Origin of the sequence: Salinivibrio sp. VYel1 (assembly GCF_009377945.1) — a bacterium.
GTDB lineage: Bacteria > Pseudomonadota > Gammaproteobacteria > Enterobacterales > Vibrionaceae > Salinivibrio > Salinivibrio siamensis.
This window is the reverse complement of record NZ_RSAM01000002.1, coordinates 69,885-88,240: the sequence shown is the minus strand read 5'-3', so window position 1 is coordinate 88,240 and position 18,356 is coordinate 69,885. Positions and strand designations below refer to the sequence as shown.

17 protein-coding genes are annotated in these 18,356 nt (G+C 50.7%); 5 read left to right on the top strand and 12 right to left on the bottom strand.

Annotation, left to right across the window (positions count from 1 at the left end; all coding sequences use genetic code 11):
- Positions 1-10 precede the first annotated feature (10 nt).
- The 5 genes from EHW58_RS03000 to EHW58_RS02980 all read right to left on the bottom strand — a co-directional run bounded on the left by EHW58_RS03000 (position 11) and on the right by EHW58_RS02980 (position 3,605).
- Positions 11-1,018, bottom strand: coding sequence for an ArsJ-associated glyceraldehyde-3-phosphate dehydrogenase (locus EHW58_RS03000; protein WP_152794719.1), 1,008 nt, complete (start codon positions 1,016-1,018; stop codon positions 11-13).
- Between the two features lie 11 nt (positions 1,019-1,029).
- Positions 1,030-1,371: a metalloregulator ArsR/SmtB family transcription factor gene (locus tag EHW58_RS02995; protein ID WP_077638573.1), complete on the bottom strand. Its 342-nt coding sequence runs from the start codon at positions 1,369-1,371 to the stop codon at positions 1,030-1,032.
- A gap of 106 nt (positions 1,372-1,477) precedes the next feature.
- Positions 1,478-2,539 carry an ACR3 family arsenite efflux transporter gene (gene arsB / locus EHW58_RS02990; RefSeq protein ID WP_077667524.1) on the bottom strand — a complete coding sequence of 354 codons (1,062 nt, stop codon included), beginning with the start codon at positions 2,537-2,539 and terminating at the stop codon, positions 1,478-1,480.
- A gap of 15 nt (positions 2,540-2,554) precedes the next feature.
- Positions 2,555-3,268 (bottom strand): arsenical resistance protein ArsH, encoded by a 714-nt coding sequence (gene arsH / locus EHW58_RS02985; protein ID WP_152794713.1) that lies wholly within the window; start codon positions 3,266-3,268, stop codon positions 2,555-2,557.
- Position 3,269: 1 nt separating this feature from the next.
- The gene (locus EHW58_RS02980; protein ID WP_152794855.1) at positions 3,270-3,605 is read right to left on the bottom strand and encodes a metalloregulator ArsR/SmtB family transcription factor; all 336 of its coding nucleotides are present in this window, start codon (positions 3,603-3,605) and stop codon (positions 3,270-3,272) included.
- Between the two features lie 520 nt (positions 3,606-4,125).
- Between EHW58_RS02980 and EHW58_RS02975 the strand changes: the two genes are divergently transcribed.
- Positions 4,126-4,326 carry a hypothetical protein gene (locus EHW58_RS02975; RefSeq protein ID WP_152794710.1) on the top strand — a complete coding sequence of 67 codons (201 nt, stop codon included), beginning with the start codon at positions 4,126-4,128 and terminating at the stop codon, positions 4,324-4,326.
- 118 nt (positions 4,327-4,444) lie between these two features.
- Positions 4,445-5,248, top strand: coding sequence for an exodeoxyribonuclease III (gene xthA / locus EHW58_RS02970; RefSeq protein WP_172969987.1), 804 nt, complete (start codon positions 4,445-4,447; stop codon positions 5,246-5,248).
- Positions 5,249-5,332: 84 nt separating this feature from the next.
- Here xthA and EHW58_RS02965 read toward each other — a convergent pair whose 3' ends face one another.
- From EHW58_RS02965 to EHW58_RS02945, 5 genes are all read right to left on the bottom strand, one after another.
- The gene (locus tag EHW58_RS02965; protein WP_046073644.1) at positions 5,333-6,010 is read right to left on the bottom strand and encodes an ABC transporter permease; all 678 of its coding nucleotides are present in this window, start codon (positions 6,008-6,010) and stop codon (positions 5,333-5,335) included.
- Positions 6,011-6,016: 6 nt separating this feature from the next.
- Complete coding sequence (locus EHW58_RS02960; protein WP_046073645.1) at positions 6,017-6,757, bottom strand: ABC transporter permease; 741 nt, start codon at positions 6,755-6,757, stop codon at positions 6,017-6,019.
- Between the two features lie 38 nt (positions 6,758-6,795).
- Positions 6,796-7,572 carry an ABC transporter substrate-binding protein gene (locus EHW58_RS02955; RefSeq protein WP_046073646.1) on the bottom strand — a complete coding sequence of 259 codons (777 nt, stop codon included), beginning with the start codon at positions 7,570-7,572 and terminating at the stop codon, positions 6,796-6,798.
- A gap of 84 nt (positions 7,573-7,656) precedes the next feature.
- A complete protein-coding gene (locus tag EHW58_RS02950) occupies positions 7,657-8,427 on the bottom strand; it encodes an ABC transporter ATP-binding protein (protein WP_046073647.1) in 771 nt (256 codons plus the stop codon).
- A gap of 432 nt (positions 8,428-8,859) precedes the next feature.
- Positions 8,860-9,972, bottom strand: coding sequence for a lipopolysaccharide assembly protein LapB (locus tag EHW58_RS02945; RefSeq protein ID WP_152799339.1), 1,113 nt, complete (start codon positions 9,970-9,972; stop codon positions 8,860-8,862).
- A 544-nt stretch (positions 9,973-10,516) separates the two neighbouring features.
- Here EHW58_RS02945 and EHW58_RS02940 point away from each other — a divergent pair.
- A complete protein-coding gene (locus EHW58_RS02940) occupies positions 10,517-12,028 on the top strand; it encodes a DUF3360 family protein (protein ID WP_077665960.1) in 1,512 nt (503 codons plus the stop codon).
- A 133-nt stretch (positions 12,029-12,161) separates the two neighbouring features.
- Complete coding sequence (gene pflB / locus EHW58_RS02935; RefSeq protein ID WP_046073650.1) at positions 12,162-14,438, top strand: formate C-acetyltransferase; 2,277 nt, start codon at positions 12,162-12,164, stop codon at positions 14,436-14,438.
- A 166-nt stretch (positions 14,439-14,604) separates the two neighbouring features.
- Here pflB and EHW58_RS02930 read toward each other — a convergent pair whose 3' ends face one another.
- Positions 14,605-16,227: a methyl-accepting chemotaxis protein gene (locus tag EHW58_RS02930; RefSeq protein ID WP_152794701.1), complete on the bottom strand. Its 1,623-nt coding sequence runs from the start codon at positions 16,225-16,227 to the stop codon at positions 14,605-14,607.
- 331 nt (positions 16,228-16,558) lie between these two features.
- On the opposite strand from EHW58_RS02930, the gene pflA reads away from it, so the two are divergent.
- Positions 16,559-17,299 (top strand): pyruvate formate lyase 1-activating protein, encoded by a 741-nt coding sequence (pflA, locus tag EHW58_RS02925; protein WP_152794698.1) that lies wholly within the window; start codon positions 16,559-16,561, stop codon positions 17,297-17,299.
- 43 nt (positions 17,300-17,342) lie between these two features.
- Here pflA and EHW58_RS02920 read toward each other — a convergent pair whose 3' ends face one another.
- Positions 17,343-18,248, bottom strand: a complete 906-nt coding sequence (locus EHW58_RS02920; protein WP_046073653.1) for a LysR substrate-binding domain-containing protein — start codon at positions 18,246-18,248, stop codon at positions 17,343-17,345.
- Positions 18,249-18,356 lie beyond the last annotated feature (108 nt).

Sequence of the window (18,356 nt, the reverse complement as noted above, 5' to 3'; positions counted from 1 at the left end):
AAAAAAGCGGTTACTGATCAACGCGGCCGACGTTGCGCACCAACTCTGCGGTGCGCGTGGCATACCCCATTTCGTTGTCATACCACGCATAGATTTTGACCATACGCTTACCCACCACCATGGTGGATAAACCATCGACAATCGTGGAGCGCTGATCGCCACGGTAATCAATCGAGACTAACGGACGCGCCTCAAAGCCAAGAATGCCGTTGAGCTCGCCGTCCGCGGCTTCTTGCAACAGGGCGTTCACCTCATCAGCAGTGGTATCGGTTTCCACGTCAAAGATCACATCCGTTAGCGACGCATTGGCGAGTGGTACACGCACCGCATGGCCATTAATCTTACCTTTTAGATCCGGAAAAATTTCTACGATGGCGGTCGCCGATCCTGTGGTGGTCGGGATCAAGCTCATACCGCACGCGCGGGCACGACGTAAGTCTTTATGCGGCGCATCTAAAATCGTTTGAGTATTGGTTAAATCATGAATGGTGGTGAAGGTCGACTGCGCAATTCCCAGTTTTTCATGGATCACTTTCACAATCGGAGCCAAGCAGTTCGTGGTGCACGACGCCGCAGTCACGATTCGATGTTTACTCGGATCAAATATCGCGTCATTCACTCCCACCACAATATTCGCCACTCGCTCATCTTTGACTGGCGCAGAGACAACCACACGCTTTACGCCTTTGTCCAAGTATTTTTGCAGCAAATCCGCGTCACGGTGTTTTCCTGTGGCCTCAATCACCACATCGCAGCCTGACCAATCGACTGCATCAATCGCTTTTTCTTGGCTTGTCGTCAGTGTTTGACCGTTAATCTGCACGCGGTTGCCTTCTGCACTCACCGCGTGATGCCAACGCCCTTGTACCGAATCAAACTCCAGCAAATGCGCCAGTGTTTCCGTATCTCCCGCCACGTCATTAATGTGGACAAATTCGAGCTCTGGCCAGTCAAACGCAGCACGCAGAGCCAAACGGCCGATACGGCCAAACCCATTGATCCCGACTTTAATTGTCATTGCTTTCTCCTTTACACACAGCAGGTGGGGCGAGACGCCATCTTGGCAAGCCGCGTGAGATCTTCTTGATAAGTGTCTTTTAGGCAGTTGGAGTCCACCAGCCCTTGAATTTGTTTGCGCATCCAACCGGGTAAGTCAGCGGCTAAGCGATAAAACACCCATTGTCCTTGGCGCGTATCAACCAACAAACCACTGGCCCGCAGTTGCGCCAAATGGCGTGAGATCTTCGGCTGCGAGGTATCTAGCGCTTCAGTCAGTTCGCACACACATAACTGCCCTTCACGGGCAATAAGCAGTAAACACCGCACACGTGTTTCATCGGCCAATAATTTGAAAAACTGATGAGGCAACACGGGCTCTCTCATAACGCTTTACTAACTGTATATATGGATATGCGTATATTAATGAACCCAAGCATGCACGCAACTGGGACAGGCCGGAATTCATAAAAGCTTCATGTTAAATCGTATAGCGCCGCTTCATCCTTAGCGCGACATTCACCAAGGCAATCAACACCGGCACTTCCACCAGCGGCCCAATCACTCCTGCAAAGGCTTGATCAGAGTGAATGCCAAAGACTGCTATTGCCACCGCAATCGCCAATTCAAAGTTATTACCGGATGAGGTAAACGCAATTGACGCGTTGCGGTCATAGGGGATCCCCAATTTTTTGCCCACAAAGAAGCTAATAAAGAACATCAACACAAAGTAGGTCACTAGCGGTACAGCGATACGCAGCACATCAAGCGGCAACGCAATAATCGCTTCCCCTTTGAGGCTAAACATCAACACAATGGTCGCCAACAAAGCGACTAACGTCATCGGTGAGACACGTGGCAGAAAGACATCTTCGTACCATTGCTCGCCCTTTTTAGCGACCAGCACGGTACGTGATAGATAACCCGCTACAAAAGGGATACCCAAGTAAATCAGCACACTTTGCGCGATGTCGCCCATGGTGACATCCACCACAAAACTTTGTAGACCCAGCATGGGGGGTAAAACGGTGATAAATAGCCATGCCATCACACTGTAAGTCAGGATCTGAAATAAACTATTCAGTGCCACTAGGGCTGCGCCATACTCTTTGTTACCGCCACTGATATCGTTCCACACCAAGACCATGGCGATACAACGGGCAAGACCAATCAATATCACTCCCGCCATGTAGCCTGGCTCATCACGTAAAAACAGCACCGCCAGTGTGAACATCAGAATAGGGCCTACCACCCAGTTCATGATCAGCGACAGCGTGATGGCTTTTTTGTCGCGCGTGACCGAGCCCAATAAACGATAATTCACTTTTGCCAGTGGCGGATACATCATTAAGATCAAGCCAATCGCCAGCGGCACATTGGTGCTGCCGACCGATAAACGCTCACTGAGGGTCGCCACTTCTGGATAAATCCACCCTATGCTGACCCCTATGGCCATAGCGAGGAAAATCCATACCGTTAAATACCGATCAAGCCAACCCATCTTTTCGGCGGCCGACGGCGCACAGGTTTCAGATTGAGACATCGTGGTAGTTCCTTTTTATAACTGACGTTGATTGACACGTGCTGATAGCTCATCGGCACTCTCAACGCGCTCAGAGTAGCGATCAACGAGATAGTCTTTGTTGTCACGAAGTAAGAGCGTAAATTTCATAAGCTCTTCCACCACATCAACAATGCGTTGATAAAAAGGCGATGGCAGCATCCGGCCTTCTTCATCAAACTCTAAATAGGCTTTGGGCACCGATGATTGATTCGGAATGGTAAACATACGCATCCAGCGGCCGAGAACACGGAGCTGATTAACTGTATTGAATGATTGAGAGCCCCCACATACTTGCATCACCGCGAGCACTTTACCTTGGGTTGGTCTCACGGCCCCAAGACTTAGAGGCACCCAGTCGATTTGGCTTTTCATGATACTGGTGATCGAGCCATGGCGTTCAGGCGAACACCAAACCTGCCCTTCAGACCACATCATCAACTCGCGCAATTCCGCTACTTTCTCATGTGAAGGTTCAACACTATCGGGCGCGGGTAAGCCACTAGGATCATAAATCCGCGCCTCGGCCCCCATCGCCGTCAGTAAGCGCGCCGCTTCCTCAACCACCAGTCGGCTGTATGAACGCGCCCGCAAGGAACCATATAGCAACAAGATACGAGGGCGGTGGCTCGAGCGCTGAACCGCGAACTTATCAGCCGACGGAATATCAAACGCATCGGCCGTGATATTTGGGAGTTCGTTATCATTCATATTATTGTTTTTCCTCACAACAAGTCTGGTTTAAGGCCGTTGGTTCAACAGGTGGCAACATGGCAGGATTGTGTTTTACCGTGGTCAGTAAAATACCACGCATCCACTCCGGTAAGGCTGGATGCAACCGGTAATAGACCCACTTACCACGACGCTCTCCGACAACTAATTGGTGCTTACGTAGCTCCGCCAAATGCCGAGAAATCTTTGGTTGGCTTAGGGCTAACGCCTCCATCAGATCACATACACATAACTCACCATGCTGAGAGAGCAGCAATAGAGAGGTCAGCCGAGTGGGCTCGGATAAGGCTTTGTAAAAAGTGAGTGTGTGATACATCTGCATTACCTCTTCCTAATACATACGAAAAATAATATATATGAAATACCATATGTCAAATCACGCACAGAGGAAAAACACAGCACTATCGCGATCGTATTGCTGTTAAAAAAGCCCTTTACATCCGTAAGAAATGCTGTAGTGTGGCCAAAGCTCTAGATACGGAGCATCAAAAGACATCAAGTCAAAGTCGAGACAGACCACGCTATTTCCCGCATAGACTCTCTGCAGTAATCCACTTTCGCTTTTTTCCTAGATTGATAACCCGTTAAACGCCCTTTTGCTATCACTCATTGGTAAGTATCACTGTATGGATGGTGATCGCTCAATCCAAAGAAACCGACGCATTTGCGCGGCCCATGATGGATAACGACTGAGAGGGCAGAGCAATAATCATTTAACTCATGGAGATAAAATATGGCCGCTACTAACGGCAGACTGCGTCACTGGTATCATTTACGCCGTGCGCAAACACAAACGAAAACCGCTAACAACACAACCAAAACAGTAAGGAGCGCCATTGAAAGTTAACTTTTCACTCCCTAACCTTGCCAACTGGCAGGTCGCGATTCATCAATTTAATGGGGATATTATCCTCAAGCACTTGCTCCATCGCCTACCGACACTATCCCAACCGACGCTGCAGTTTGATCCCAGCACCGAGCTTGGCACTATTTTTAGCCAAGGCGAATGCTTAGGTGAATTCTCTCTTGCGCACTAACGCTTAGCGCATATCGCGCGTTTCCATAACCTATAGAGATAGAGGCCGCCTTTCCGTTCATTGAACGAAGCTGGTAAAGTGTCTTGCTATTAACAAGACAACAAAGGCAGCCTCACACGTGAAAATCATTTCATTCAATATCAATGGTATTCGTGCTCGTTTGCATCAATTGCAAGCCTTAATTGAAAAGCATCAACCTGACGTGATCGGGTTACAAGAAACCAAAGTCCATGATGACGCCTTCCCGCTCGCGGATGTCAAAGCGATGGGTTATGAAGTGCACTTCTATGGCCAAAAAGCCCACTATGGCGTGGCAATGCTATGCAAAAAGTCCCCTATCAGCGTGCAAAAAGGCTTTCCTACCGATGACGAGGACGCTCAACGCCGGATGATCATGGCGACCTTTGAAGACGAAAACGGCAAGCCAATCACTGTGCTCAACGGTTACTTCCCGCAAGGGGAAAACCGCAGCCATGAAACCAAATTCCCCGCCAAGCGTAAGTTTTATCAAGACTTAATGACCTATTTAGCTGACCGTGATCCGAGTGAGCAGTTGGTGGTGATGGGCGATATTAATATCAGCCCGAAAGACGATGACATCGGTATTGGTGAGCAAAACGCCAAACGCTGGCTACGCACCGGTAAGTGCTCTTTCTTACCCGAAGAGCGTGAGTGGCTGGGCACTCTGATGGACTGGGGATTTGTTGACACCTTCCGAGCCCTGCATCCTAGCGTGAACGATCAGTTCTCGTGGTTTGACTACCGTTCCCGCGGCTTTGACGATAACCGCGGCCTACGTATTGACGTGATTCTGGCCACCTCCGATCTGGCGAGCCAATGCATCGATGCCGGCATTGACTACGAACTCCGTGCGATTGAAAAACCGTCAGATCACGCACCGATTTGGGCGACCTTTAAGTAAGCCCCAAGGCGCACGCGTTGGATAAAAAAACGCCGCAGATGATCAGGTGATCACTGCGGCGTTTCTCATTTGAGATTGAGCCGATTAGCTAAGCGGCCTTAAATGGCGTAGGAAGCGGCGCTCCGCTAAGCGGAACATCCAAAGGATGCTAAATGTCAGCGCCATATAAAACACGCCCGCGGTCAAAAACGACTCGAACGGCGCATAATAGCGAGAGTTCACTATCCGCGCGGCACCGGTTAAATCGACAATGGTGATGATCCCTGCCACCGCTGAGCCGTGTAGCATAAACACCACTTCGTTACTGTACGCGGGTAACGCACGACGCATCGCACTCGGCAACACAATGCGCGAAAAGGCTTTATAGGGGCTCATGCCATAAGCGATCGCCGCCTCGACCTCTCCTTTAGGGAGGCCATTAATCGCGCCACGGATGATTTCCGCTGTGTAAGCGGCTGTGTTGAGCACAAAGGCCACCAAGGCGCAGAACCAAGCGTGCTGCCACAAAGAATTCTCGACATTGATCACTTGGCTCAAGCCGTAATAAATCAGATACAACTGAATTAACAGCGGTGTACCCCGGAAAAAATAAATAAACGCCCACGCTGGATAACGCCATAAAGGGAATTGCGCATTACGCGCGACCGCTACCGGCACCGCGACCACTAAGCCAATCACCAACGCAGAGGCGACCAGCCATACGGTGGTCCAAAGGCCTTCTAAGTATATCGGCCAGGTTTCGAGTACGAGAGAAAAATCCATGGTCACCTACCGCGTGTGAATGCTAAAACGACGCTCCATCCAGCGCAGTCCCGTGGTCGAGATACTGGTAAAGAGCAAGAAAATCAGTGCAACGGTAAAGTAAAAAGTAAATGGCATTTGAGTTGAGCCGGCCGCCAACGCGCCTTTTCGCACCATGTCATCAAGGCCAATAATCGACACCAGCGCAGTGGTTTTGAGCAGCACCAGCCAGTTGTTACCAAAGCCTGGCAGCGCATGTCGGATCATCTGCGGCAGCAAAATACGGCGAAATGCCAAACTGCTGCTCATGCCATAAGCACGTGCGGCTTCCATTTCCCCAGCGTCCACCGCCATGATAGCGCCACGGAAAGTTTCCGCCATGTAAGCACCAAAGATAAACCCGATGGTTAGGATCCCGGCAATAAATGGACTCACATCAATATAGTCAGGTAAATAAGATGTCCAGTCGTGATTGGGGTTTTGTCCGGCCATGTATTCGTTAAGCCACTCATTGATGCCATACAAGCTGTTGTTCAACAGCATTTGACCGCCGTAAAAAATCAGCATCATCAGCACCAGATCAGGGATCCCGCGTATGACCGTGGTATAGACCGTCGCTATCCCACGCAGCCAGCCAAATTTGGAGAGTTTCGCCAGTGCGCCCAGCATACCCAGTAGCATTGCAAGACCTAACGAGAGCAGCGCAACCTGAAGGGTCACCCATGCGCCTTCAAGCAGGGACCACTCGTAACCTTTCAAATCAATCATATGATTCGGGCAGCACTTTCATGCTGCCCGCCTGCCTATTACTCGCCGTAAACGTCGTAGTCAAAGTACTTGGCAGCAATCTCGTCATACACGCCTTTTTCACGCAACGAATCGATCGCTTGGTTGAGCTTCTTGGTCAGTTCTTTGTCTTGCTTACGTGTCGCAATCCCAAAGCCTTCACCAAACCACTCAGGGTCTGTCAGTGACGGGCCGATGAACGCAAACTCGTCACCCCCCTCTTTGTCGAGCAGCCCTTGCTGGAGTGCCGACGCATCGCCAAGGATTGACTCAATACGGCCTGCTTTTAGATCCAGGTAGGCTTCATCAAAGGTGCCGTAACGCACGATATCCACCGAGTCACCATAGTTATCAGTCAGGTATTTGTCGTGCGTGGTCGCACGTTGTACACCAATTTTAACGCCCTCTAAGCCCTCTTTGGTAAAGGTCAGATCCGTGCCTTTTTCAGCCACAAATTTATTAGGGATCAGCGCGTATTTGTTGGTGAAGTCAACTTTTCGCTTCCGCTCTTCGGTAATAGACATCGCGGCGATAATGGCATCGTACTTACGTGCCAGCAGTGATGGAATAATGCCATCCCAATCCTGGGCCACAATCTTACACTTTGCCTGCATCTCTTCGCAGAGCGCATTGGCCATATCCACATCAAAGCCTTTTAGCTCGCCTTCGTTGGTGGTCCAGCTAAATGGAGGATAGGCCCCTTCGATACCGAAACGTACGACCTTCCAATCCTTGGCTGCTACGGAGGTTGACCCAACCGCGGCCATTACAGCGGCGGCAACTAGCCATTTTTTCATCTTCCTGTCTCCTGTCGTTTTTACGATGTTGTCAGGGCATTGCCCTATTGCATGGTTATGCTATTGATATTTTTAATAAATAGATTAATAAATCGATGAGATAAACTGCTGCAAACGCTCTGATTCTGGCGAATCAAACAACTCTTTCGGGTTGCCTTGCTCTTCTACTAACCCTTGGTGCAAGAACATCACATGGTTAGAGACATCGCGCGCAAAGCTCATTTCATGGGTAACCACCAGCATGGTACGTCCTTCCTCAGCCAGTGAGCGCATCACACCCAGCACTTCTCCTACTAATTCAGGATCCAGCGCGGAGGTTGGCTCATCAAACAGCAAGACTTCTGGCTCTACCGCGAGTGCGCGCGCAATCGCTGCACGTTGTTGCTGACCACCGGATAAATGGCCTGGGTAGTAATCGCGGCGCTCATAAAGCCCAACGCGGTGTAATAACGCTTCTGCTTCTTCAATCGCTTGTGCCTTAGGCACACCCAGCACATGCACGGGCGCTTCGATAACATTTTGCAGCACCGTCATATGCGACCAAAGATTGAACCCTTGAAACACCATCGCCAGCCGCGAACGAATGCGTTGCACTTGCTTGTCACTGACGGGGATGGGCTCACCGGCACGGTTGTTTTTCATTTTGATCAACTCACCGTTGACCCAAATTTCACCGCCCGTGGGGGTTTCCAGCAGATTGATACAGCGAAGAAAGGTGCTCTTGCCAGAACCGGAAGAGCCGATAATGGAAATCACGTCGCCGCGGTGGGCGTCGAGGGAAATACCTTTGAGCACTTGATGCTGCCCAAAGCTTTTTTTAAGTGATTTTACCTGTAGCGCCACAGCATCCGTCATGCGCTAACTCCTGTCATCCGTGAAATCTGTTGTGTTTGTGGTTAAAGCGCACTAAATGCACTGAGTATGGATTGAAAATATCACCCCTCAACGCAATGAGCAACATTTTGTTAACCTTTAAAGTGCATTCATTATAGTCACTATTACTGCATAAAAAGTCAATCGTAAAATTTACTGCTGAAAAAACCAACAATTGCTTTGTCAGCCATTAGCCGTACTAAACCGGCTTTAACCGAGGTAAGTATAGAAGTTAACTTGAAGAAAGCTGGTTATTTTTATCGTGAAAGCTGACAAAAATTAGCGTTGGAGGGGATAGACGTGCAATTTATTTCATTTCAATGCGATCAGCGGTGCGTAACAAAACTGTGAACACCATAGTTAAACGCCTACTAAAAAAGACAGTGGCGCTTTTAAAGTAGGCAGCCTCTCACCTTATGACAGCCGCGCGTCGCGACGTTTCGCTCGCTTCGCTTTAAGTAGCTCTAAGGTGTCACGCCAGCGCTCGGCAAGGCCGGTAGGATCACGCGCCTCCCACTGTTCTAGCGCATAGTCTGCTAGTGCATAGTCCCCAGCTTTAATCGCACTGATGGATAACCACTGCCACAGCATACGATCATCTTTCAGGCCATAAGAGAGCGCCACTTGCGCGGTATCAATCACTTCCTGCCAATGATTAAGCTGATACGCTAACATCACCTGTAGTTTGAGCGTTTGCTTGTCTGGCTCGCTCAAATTCACTTCACTGATCCGGTTTAACGCCGCCACGCGCTGGTCTGTTTTAATCAAACACTGCACCAGAAATAACTGCTCATCACGCGTGGGTAGCCGGGTCAATTGCTGTAATCCCTGTTGCCAATATAGCAATGCCTGCTGTGAGGCCCCCAGCTCCATTTGGCCGGTGGAGAGAGTCCGGTAAAGGGCAATGTCAGCATTGGCACGCGCTAAATACTGGCGTGCCGCTTGGTGCGAGCCCGCTTTGGCGTGAGCGCGTGCGGCCTGCTCTAACCAACGAGGGGCTACATCGGGTTGATTGACCAACTGATCGAATGTCGCTGCCGCCGCCTTAAAGCGTGATAGCGCCACTTCACTGAGCCCTTTGGTTTGCAGGATAAATGCATCCTCCGCGCCGAGCTTTTTCAGCTGGCGCGCATACTCAATCGCCACGTCGAAACGAGACAGCGCATAAGCAGCCTGCATCGCGAAGCGAGCAGAGGTCGGCTGAAGTGTGTGCTTATCGCGGAGCTGGCGGGCATAGTTCAATACTTCTTCATATTGCTCGACTCGAAACGCCAAGCTAATCACGGCAGTTAACGCATCCGCCTCGCTCTCTTTGCTGAGCGCGTTCAATGCCAATGCAAGACGATAGGCTCGGTAGGCTTCGGCGCGCTGACCAAGGTAAAGGTGGGCGATAGCCTGCAAACGTTGCAGCTCCGCACGCTCAGAGGGTGCCAGCACCTGCTGATCCGATGGAGTCAGCAACGTATCGGCCTCGGTGAGCGCATGTTGATAGTCGCCGTTTTGAATCGCTGCGCTCACTGTTTCCACCCCCGCAGCCTTGACAACCATAAAAGGGCAAAACAGTAAGACACCCAAGCTCAAACAACGCCACTTTGGCATCAGCATGGGAGAACAAACAAACAGGCGGAACAATCGGCGCACCATAAGGACCCATTTTTAGAGGACAATATATCGACTATAACCTATCTTTTTTATTCACTACAGCGAGCAAGCGGTGGCTGTCTTTATTTATTGACACAGATTCAGGATGCCACCACGTCCGCTTTACATCAGGCGAGTTTATCTTACTGTTTTGTAGCACATATTCGCCGCTTAGATTGGTAATTAAATTACATAAATGCTGGTTTATCGGCGAGACGAGAGGAACACAGGGTCAAAAACCTCGGCACAAGTGGGCGTAGCACGTAAAAAAATTACACGGTAATGATCTAAGTCAACATTCTGCGCCCCCCCTGTTGTTAGCATGCTGATAACGAAACAGAACACGGCCACAAGGCCAGCGTTAACAACACATAAAGACTGGCTAAGCCACTGTTTCGAAAGCGTTTGCTTTCTGTACGACGAGGAAATTATGGCAACACATGCTCAAGACCGCAGTGTGAGTCACGAAGAAAAGAGCGAATATCAAAAGAAGCACAAGCCGGCTTCTTCATTTGCCTCCCGCGCTGACTACCTGAATCACGAACTACAAATTATGCGTCCGCGCCGTTGGGGCTTAAACTTGCCTGGCCGTGACTTCCGTTTTGAAATCGAAGACCTTGTCCCAGCGCTCGCGGGTACCATCGGCATTATCGCCATGTACTCTGCTGTGATGATGTCCTGGGCGGATGGTTTAACCGCCGCTTGGGATCACATCACCTTGGGTAAAGCGTTTGCCGTTGAAGTGGCGCGGGTAGAAATGCTTATCCCAGCGCTTCTGTTCTGTGTCCTGTTGTGCGGGTTTATTAACCCACGCGCCAACTTGGCCGGCAACCATGGGCCAATGATTCCACTGGTCGGGACCATTGCGTTAGCAGGTGCTCACCCATTGGCATTGGGGATTCTGATTGGTGCCTTTGGCCTGATACTCAGTTACCTGAAAGGTGGCTCCAAATTAGTTAACTTGACCAGTCAAGGGGTCGCCGGTGGCTTGCTGATCTTCCTTGGCTTTGGTGGTGCAAAAGGCCAGATTGAGAGTCTGCTCGCATGGGGCGCGGCGATTGATATGGGCTATATCTCCATTTTAATTCTCGCCGTATCGATTGTGATCTATGCCTTCTTGGCGCGCATCGGTAAACGCTGGCTCGCGATTCCCGTGTGTGCGGTCACCGGCGGACTGATTGCTACCGCGCTGGGTGCTGGCTCTTCACTGGAGTTCGTTACTCAACCAGGTGTGCCTAACCTCAACCCGGTTTACTGGTGGGGCTCAACCGAGCAAGGCTGGCAGCTAGGACTTCCTAACCTGTCGCACTTCCTCGCCTCTTTGCCATTTGCATTGCTCGCGGTAGCGATGTGGTCACCAGATTTTCTTGGTCACCGGATTTTCCAGGAACTAAATTATCCGAAGAAAGCCGAAAAAGTATTGATGGACGTGGATGACACCATGACAGGTTGTTCTATCCGTCAAATCGTCGGTGCCTCTGTGGGTGGCGGTAACATCACTTCATCGTGGGGAACCTACATGATTCCGGCGGCGATTGCGCGTCGACCCATCCCTGGCGGTGCCATTGTACTGGGTCTGTTATGTATTGCCGTTGCCTTGATTGGCTACCCAATGGATGTCGCCACTTGGCCACCCGTGATGACCATCGCGCTACTGTCAGGTGTTTTCTTGCCCTTGCTTGAAGCAGGCATGCAGATGGTGAAAGACGCCAAGTCGAGCCAAGCAGCGGGTATTTGTATTTTCGCCTCCATGGCTGTTAACCCAGTCTTTGGTTGGGCAGTCACTATGCTCTTGGACAACAACGGCCTTATCGGTGATAAAGAGCGCCCGACAACGCTCTCTACCGTTGACCGTCTGGTGATTCCAACCGCCACAGTGATCATTTGTATTGCTGCCATGTTGGCAGTCGGAATGATTCCCGGCATTCCATCTTTGTTGTAATAACATTGCCCCGCTTTCGGGCGGGGTATCCGGATAAATCGATGGGTCGCAGGCGTCAGCCATACTGACAAAGACGATGACTGAACCTGGTCCCAATACATATCTTTTTGAAAAGAGTACAGGTAGGTGCAACATGTCTGAGCACGTTTCCAATGCATGGGAAGGATTTGTTGAAGGTAACTGGAGCAAAGAAGTTGATGTTCGTGACTTCATCCAGAAAAACTATACCCCTTACGAGGGCGACGAATCATTCCTAGTTTCTGAGCCAACTGACGCCACTCGCAAACTGTGGGCGCGCGTGATGGAAGGCATCAAGCAAGAGAACGCGACGCATGCACCGGTTGATTTTGATACGTCTGTGGTTTCGACCCTGACGTCTCACGACGCCGGCTACATCGAGAAAGATCTGGAACAGATTGTCGGTCTACAGACTGACGCGCCGCTAAAACGCGCGATGCTCCCGTATGGTGGTATCCGCATGGTTCAAGGGTCATGCGACGCCTATGGCCGCGAACTCGACCCACAAGTGAAGAAAATCTTCACCGAATATCGTAAAACCCACAACCAAGGCGTTTTCGATATTTATACCCCAGAAATCATGAAGTGCCGTAAATCTGGCGTGTTGACCGGTTTGCCTGATGCATATGGCCGTGGCCGTATCATCGGTGACTACCGTCGTGTTGCGCTATACGGTATCGACTTCTTGATGAAAGACAAGAAAGCCCAATTCGACTCGCTGCAAGAGAAATTCGAAAACGGCGAAGATCTGCAGATGACCATGCAGCTGCGTGAAGAAATTGCAGAGCAGCATCGCGCACTGGGTCAATTGAAAGAAATGGCCGCAAAATACGGCTGTGACATTTCTCGCCCAGCCGAAACCGCGCAAGAAGCCATTCAGTGGACATACTTCGGTTACTTGGGTGCAGTGAAAACCCAAAACGGTGCCGCCATGTCGCTTGGCCGTACCTCTACCTTCCTCGATATCTATGTAGAGCGCGATATCGCGGCGGGTAAACTGACTGAAGAGCAAGCGCAAGAGCTGATCGACCACTTCGTGATGAAGCTACGCATGGTGCGCTTCCTGCGTACGCCTGAGTATGATGATCTCTTCTCTGGTGACCCAATTTGGGCAACAGAATCTGTTGCCGGTATGGGTGTTGACGGTCGTCCACTGGTTTCACGTACCAGCTTCCGTTTCCTAAACAGCCTATACACCATGGGACCAAGCCCAGAGCCAAACATCACCGTGCTTTGGTCTGAGCAGTTGCCGGAAGGCTTCAAAAAGTTCTGTGCCAAAGTCTCGATCGACACCTCGTCTATCCAGTACGAGAACGACGATCTGATGCGCACTGACTTTGATAATGACGACTATGCGATTGCGTGCTGCGTATCACCCATGATTGTTGGTAAGCAGATGCAATTCTTTGGTGCCCGTGCCAACTTGGCGAAAACGCTGCTTTATACCATCAACGGTGGTATTGACGAGAAGCTGAAAATCCAAGTTGCGCCTGAACACGCGCCAATGACTGACGAAGTGTTGGACTATGACAAAGTCATGGACCGCATGGATCACCTGATGGATTGGCTGGCTAAACAGTATGTGACTGCCCTAAACAGCATTCACTTCATGCACGACAAGTACAGCTATGAAGCGGCGCTGATGGCTTTCCACGACCGTGATGTGTATCGCACCATGGCATGTGGTATCGCCGGTCTCTCGGTAGCAGCTGACTCATTAGCCGCGATTAAATACGCCAAAGTGAAGCCTGTTCGTGACGAAGACGGTATTGCTATCGACTTTGATATCGAAGGCGAATACCCAGCATTTGGTAACAACGACGAGCGTGTTGACCAAATCGCTTGTGACCTGGTTGAGCGCTTCATGAACAAAATCCGTTCACTGAAGACCTACCGTGACGCGGTGCCTACCCAGTCTATCCTGACTATCACTTCAAACGTGGTATACGGTAAGAAAACGGGTAACACGCCTGACGGTCGTAAAGCCGGCATGCCATTTGGCCCAGGTGCTAACCCGATGCACGGCCGTGATGAAAAAGGCGCGGTTGCGTCACTGACATCTGTCGGTAAACTGCCATTTGCCCACGCCAAAGACGGTATTTCTTATACCTTCTCTATCGTGCCAAATGCACTGGGTAAAGATGAGAACGCACAACGCGCTAACTTGGCAGGCTTGATGGATGGTTACTTCCACCACGAAAGCGGTCAAGAAGGTGGCCAGCACTTGAACGTCAACGTGATGAACCGTGAAATGCTGCTGGATGCGATGGAGCACCCTGAGAACTATCCTCAGCTGACCATCCGTGTTTCTGGTTACGCGGTACGTTTTAACTCGCTGACCAAAGAGCAGCAACAAGACGTGATTACCCGTACCTTTACCTCTTCACTGTAAGAGATAAATAAGGGTTAACGCCTAAAGAAAAAACCGCCGGCAATGCTGGCGGTTTTTGTTTGTCTGTCGTTTTTCAGCGCTATGTCTTGCTTTGTCCGGGGGTAACGCCAAAGAGCCGACGCCCAGCGAACAGTTGTTTAACCTGCCAGCTAGGCGCAATCAGCCATTACCCCACTTCAAAGCGGTCCAACTTACTGTCCAACTCACGTGCTGAATCGGCAAGCAGCTGGCTTTGCTCGGCAAGGTGCGACGCCGCACCGCTCACTTCGTTGGCCGAGTTGTGAATATTACTCACATTTTGGTTCATCTCTTCCGACACCGTCCCCTGCTCTTCTGCCGCCGCGGCGATTTGTACCACGCGGTCATTCGAGCCATGTAAGGCACTCACCATTTCCTTCAACTGCGCTTGGGTTTCTAGCGCCGTATTGACACTGTCTTCACTCGATTGATGACTTGATGTCATTGCCTCAGCGGCCTCAATCGCATTGTTGGTGAGCGATTCAATCGTGCCTTGAATTTGAGTGGTCGATTTTTGCGTGCCTTGAGCGAGCGAGCGCACTTCATCGGCCACCACCGCAAAGCCACGGCCTTGCTCACCCGCTCGCGCTGCTTCAATCGCCGCATTGAGTGCCAGCAGGTTAGTTTGCTCAGAGATGCCTTGGATCACCGTCGCCACATCACTGATCTCCATCACCCCTTGTTTCACTTGATTCACCAATTTATCCGCTGCGGCAATACGCTCAGCCACCTCACGAATACTGGCCACCGTGCTATCTAGCTTGTGGTTGCTGTCTTCCGCCATCGACGAAATATCGTTGGTCGCTTGCGCGGTTTGCTCAGCGTGATCGGCAACATCGGCCACGGTAGCCGTCATTTCGTTCATCGCCGTGGCGAGCTGCTCAAGTTGTGCGCGCTGCGATTGAATGCTTTGTGCACTTTCCTCACTGGCTGATGCTATGGAGGAGGCCATGGTCGATGATTGCTTGGCTTCATCATGCGCCACACGCAGCGCCTCGCGGACACTGCTCATCGCGGTATCCATGCGCCGAGCGAGTTTGCCAATTTCGTCATGACGGGTATAACCACACTCGACCCGAAGATCGCCACCGGCAATGCGATCGAATTTTTCCACCAGCTCATCCAAGGGCACCACGATATCGCGGCTGACAAACCCACCGGATACCAGCAAGATAGCACCAGATAACAGGGTTAAACCACCGATTTGCCACGCAGATTGTATCACCCGTGCTTCAATATCACTGACATGCACGCCTGAGCCAATAATCCAATTCCAGCCATCAACGCGTTTCACATAGGAAATTTTCGGCTTCATCTCGCCCTCAGGTGAACGCCAGGTGTAATCGAGCACGCCGCCCTGCGCGCCTTGACTGACTTGCACCATCTCACGCCAGTGGTGCTTGCCGTCACCATCGGTCAGCCCATCCGCACTGGTGCCGTTTAGCTTGGGCTTGATCGGGTGATTCACAACGGTGAGGTCGGGCTTGAGTACCCAAAAGTAATTATTCCCGTCGTAACGCAGTTTATTAAGCTGCGCGATCGCTTGTGCCTTTGCTTCTTCTTCGCCAATTTGTGGTGCCTGCTGACGATAATAGGCCACCACACTTTGCGCCACCTCAATATTGGCACGCAAGGAAGCCGTCCGTTCAGCATAAGACTGCTCCCGCTCTTTGTTGATGGTGTACGCGCTGATCCCTGCCAGCAACACAACGGCAACCAGCATTAGTGCAACAAGCTTATTCTTCACTCTCAGATCACTGATTTTTCTCATTATAAGTCCTAGCATTTGCTTTGATCCTAGCCTGACACCAAGCATGTCCTTGCTTGCATGCAACCTGGCATAAGCATGTATCGCTTTGGCGATGTGTCGCACGTAAGTTTGGACAAAAAAACAAAAAGTCACAAAATCTGCATGGAATTTATCTGGTTAACGTCTCATTCGCTAGGCAACGAAAAACTGGAACTGTGATCAAGCTATGACAGGGATGCAACATAGGAGAAATACGAAGGTGAGAAGTGCGAAAAAGCCGGGAATTCCCTTATCTTCACACCGGTTTTTGTAATAAAATGACGGCATAGCCATTCGCAGTCTGGAGACAGCTATGTCGACAATTGGTCGCATCCATTCGTTTGAGTCCTGTGGCACCGTAGATGGCCCTGGCATCCGCTTTATTGTCTTTATGCAAGGCTGCTTGATGCGGTGCAAATACTGCCATAACCGTGATACGTGGGACACGCACGGCGGCAAAGAAGTCACCGTGGATGAAATAATGAAAGATGTGCGTGCCTATCGCCATTTTATTACCGCCTCGGGTGGCGGGGTGACAGCATCTGGCGGTGAGGCCATGTTGCAACCTGAGTTTGTGCGTGACTTTTTCCAAGCCGCTAACGCGGAAGGGATCCACACCTGTTTAGATACCAACGGCTATATTCGCAAACACACCCCGGTGATTGATGAAGTCCTTGATGCCACCGATTTAGTGATGCTGGATTTGAAGCAACTCAACGATGAAGTCCACGAAGACTTGGTGGGCGTATCAAACCGGCGAACGCTTGACTTTGCTAAGTACCTGCAAAAAATTGGGCAAAAAACCTGGATTCGTTACGTGGTTGTCCCCGGCTACACCGATGATGACGACTCTGCCCATCGTCTTGGCCAATTTATTCAAGATATGGATAACATCGAAAAAGTTGAGTTACTTCCCTACCACCAACTCGGCGCGCACAAATGGGAAGCGCTGGGTCATGACTACGAACTGCAAGACGTCTCGCCCCCATCAAAAGAAGTGATGGAGAGCGTCAAAGCGATTATTGCCAGTTACGGTCACAGTGTCACCTACTAAGCGTTAACCCCATAAAGCCGGCCATGCAGCCGGCTTTTTCGCCTTACATCTCGCGTCGCCGCGCCTTCGTCATTCGAATGGCTTCACGGATAATACAGTCACGCAACGGGTTATCCGCCGCGTCTGCTCGCCAGATAAACGACAATGTGCGGCGCATATTTAGCTCCGGCACGTTCAGCGCCACCAGCTCTTCACGTTCTATCCACTTCTCGACATCAAGATACGGCAAGCAACTGAGGTAGTTGGAATTAGCCACCAAGGTGCGCAATACCGGCACCTGCTCATACTCACGGCGCACATCAAGATCTTCGATAACGCCATGAATGGCACTATCAAAACTGTGTCGCGTCCCCGCTCCCGGCTCTCGCAATACCCACTGGGCTTGCTCAAGTTGCGCCAAACTTACTTGATCGCGCTGCGCGTAAGGGTGATGCTTGGCTGCCACCACCACCAAATGGTCATGGCACCACACCTGCTGCTTCAACCGGCTGTCGTCACAACGCCCTTCAATGATCCCCAAGTCGTGCTGATACCGACGCACACTATCAATCACCTTCTGGGTATTTTTCACCGTAAAGTCGATTCTCAGCTCGGGAAAATCACTATCAATAATACTGATAAGGTCTGGAATTAGGTGTTCTGCTGCGGTCTGACTGGCAATTAAGGCAATATCACCACTAATAATGTGCTGCCCATCAAACCCTGCTTCAATTTGTTGCGCGTCAAACAACAGTTGTCGTGCTTTGGGTCGCAACCATGCTCCCCAATAGGTGAGCTGCATTTGCTTACCTTGACGCTCAAAGAGCGGCCTACCGAGTAGCTTTTCAAGCTGTGAAAGCGCCATGCTAGTCGCCGACTGCGTTAACGCTAAATGGTCGGCAGCACGGCTCACACTGCCCATCGCGGCAATCGCTTCAAACACAGCGAGCTGCTTAAGTGAGTAGCGCATCTAGGATCCTTACTGTCTGACTTTGATGACATCAGACTATCAATTTTTATGATTATGACCCTAAGCAATATCAATTTTACTCCTGATAACCAGGCGAATAGGCTGGAT

Bases quoted from the DNA above. Each gene is read 5' to 3' on its own strand.
- EHW58_RS03000 (WP_152794719.1), bottom strand. From the start codon at position 1,018: ATGACAATTAAAGTCGGGATCAATGGGTTTGGCCGTATCGGCCGTTTG.
- arsB (WP_077667524.1), bottom strand. From the start codon at position 2,539: ATGTCTCAATCTGAAACCTGTGCGCCGTCGGCCGCCGAAAAGATGGGT.
- arsH (WP_152794713.1), bottom strand. From the start codon at position 3,268: ATGAATGATAACGAACTCCCAAATATCACGGCCGATGCGTTTGATATT.
- EHW58_RS02980 (WP_152794855.1), bottom strand. From the start codon at position 3,605: ATGTATCACACACTCACTTTTTACAAAGCCTTATCCGAGCCCACTCGG.
- EHW58_RS02965 (WP_046073644.1), bottom strand. From the start codon at position 6,010: ATGGATTTTTCTCTCGTACTCGAAACCTGGCCGATATACTTAGAAGGC.
- EHW58_RS02960 (WP_046073645.1), bottom strand. From the start codon at position 6,757: ATGATTGATTTGAAAGGTTACGAGTGGTCCCTGCTTGAAGGCGCATGG.
- EHW58_RS02955 (WP_046073646.1), bottom strand. From the start codon at position 7,572: ATGAAAAAATGGCTAGTTGCCGCCGCTGTAATGGCCGCGGTTGGGTCA.
- EHW58_RS02950 (WP_046073647.1), bottom strand. From the start codon at position 8,427: ATGACGGATGCTGTGGCGCTACAGGTAAAATCACTTAAAAAAAGCTTT.
- EHW58_RS02940 (WP_077665960.1), top strand. From the start codon at position 10,517: ATGGCAACACATGCTCAAGACCGCAGTGTGAGTCACGAAGAAAAGAGC.
- pflB (WP_046073650.1), top strand. From the start codon at position 12,162: ATGTCTGAGCACGTTTCCAATGCATGGGAAGGATTTGTTGAAGGTAAC.
- EHW58_RS02930 (WP_152794701.1), bottom strand. From the start codon at position 16,227: ATGAGAAAAATCAGTGATCTGAGAGTGAAGAATAAGCTTGTTGCACTA.
- pflA (WP_152794698.1), top strand. From the start codon at position 16,559: ATGTCGACAATTGGTCGCATCCATTCGTTTGAGTCCTGTGGCACCGTA.
- EHW58_RS02920 (WP_046073653.1), bottom strand. From the start codon at position 18,248: ATGCGCTACTCACTTAAGCAGCTCGCTGTGTTTGAAGCGATTGCCGCG.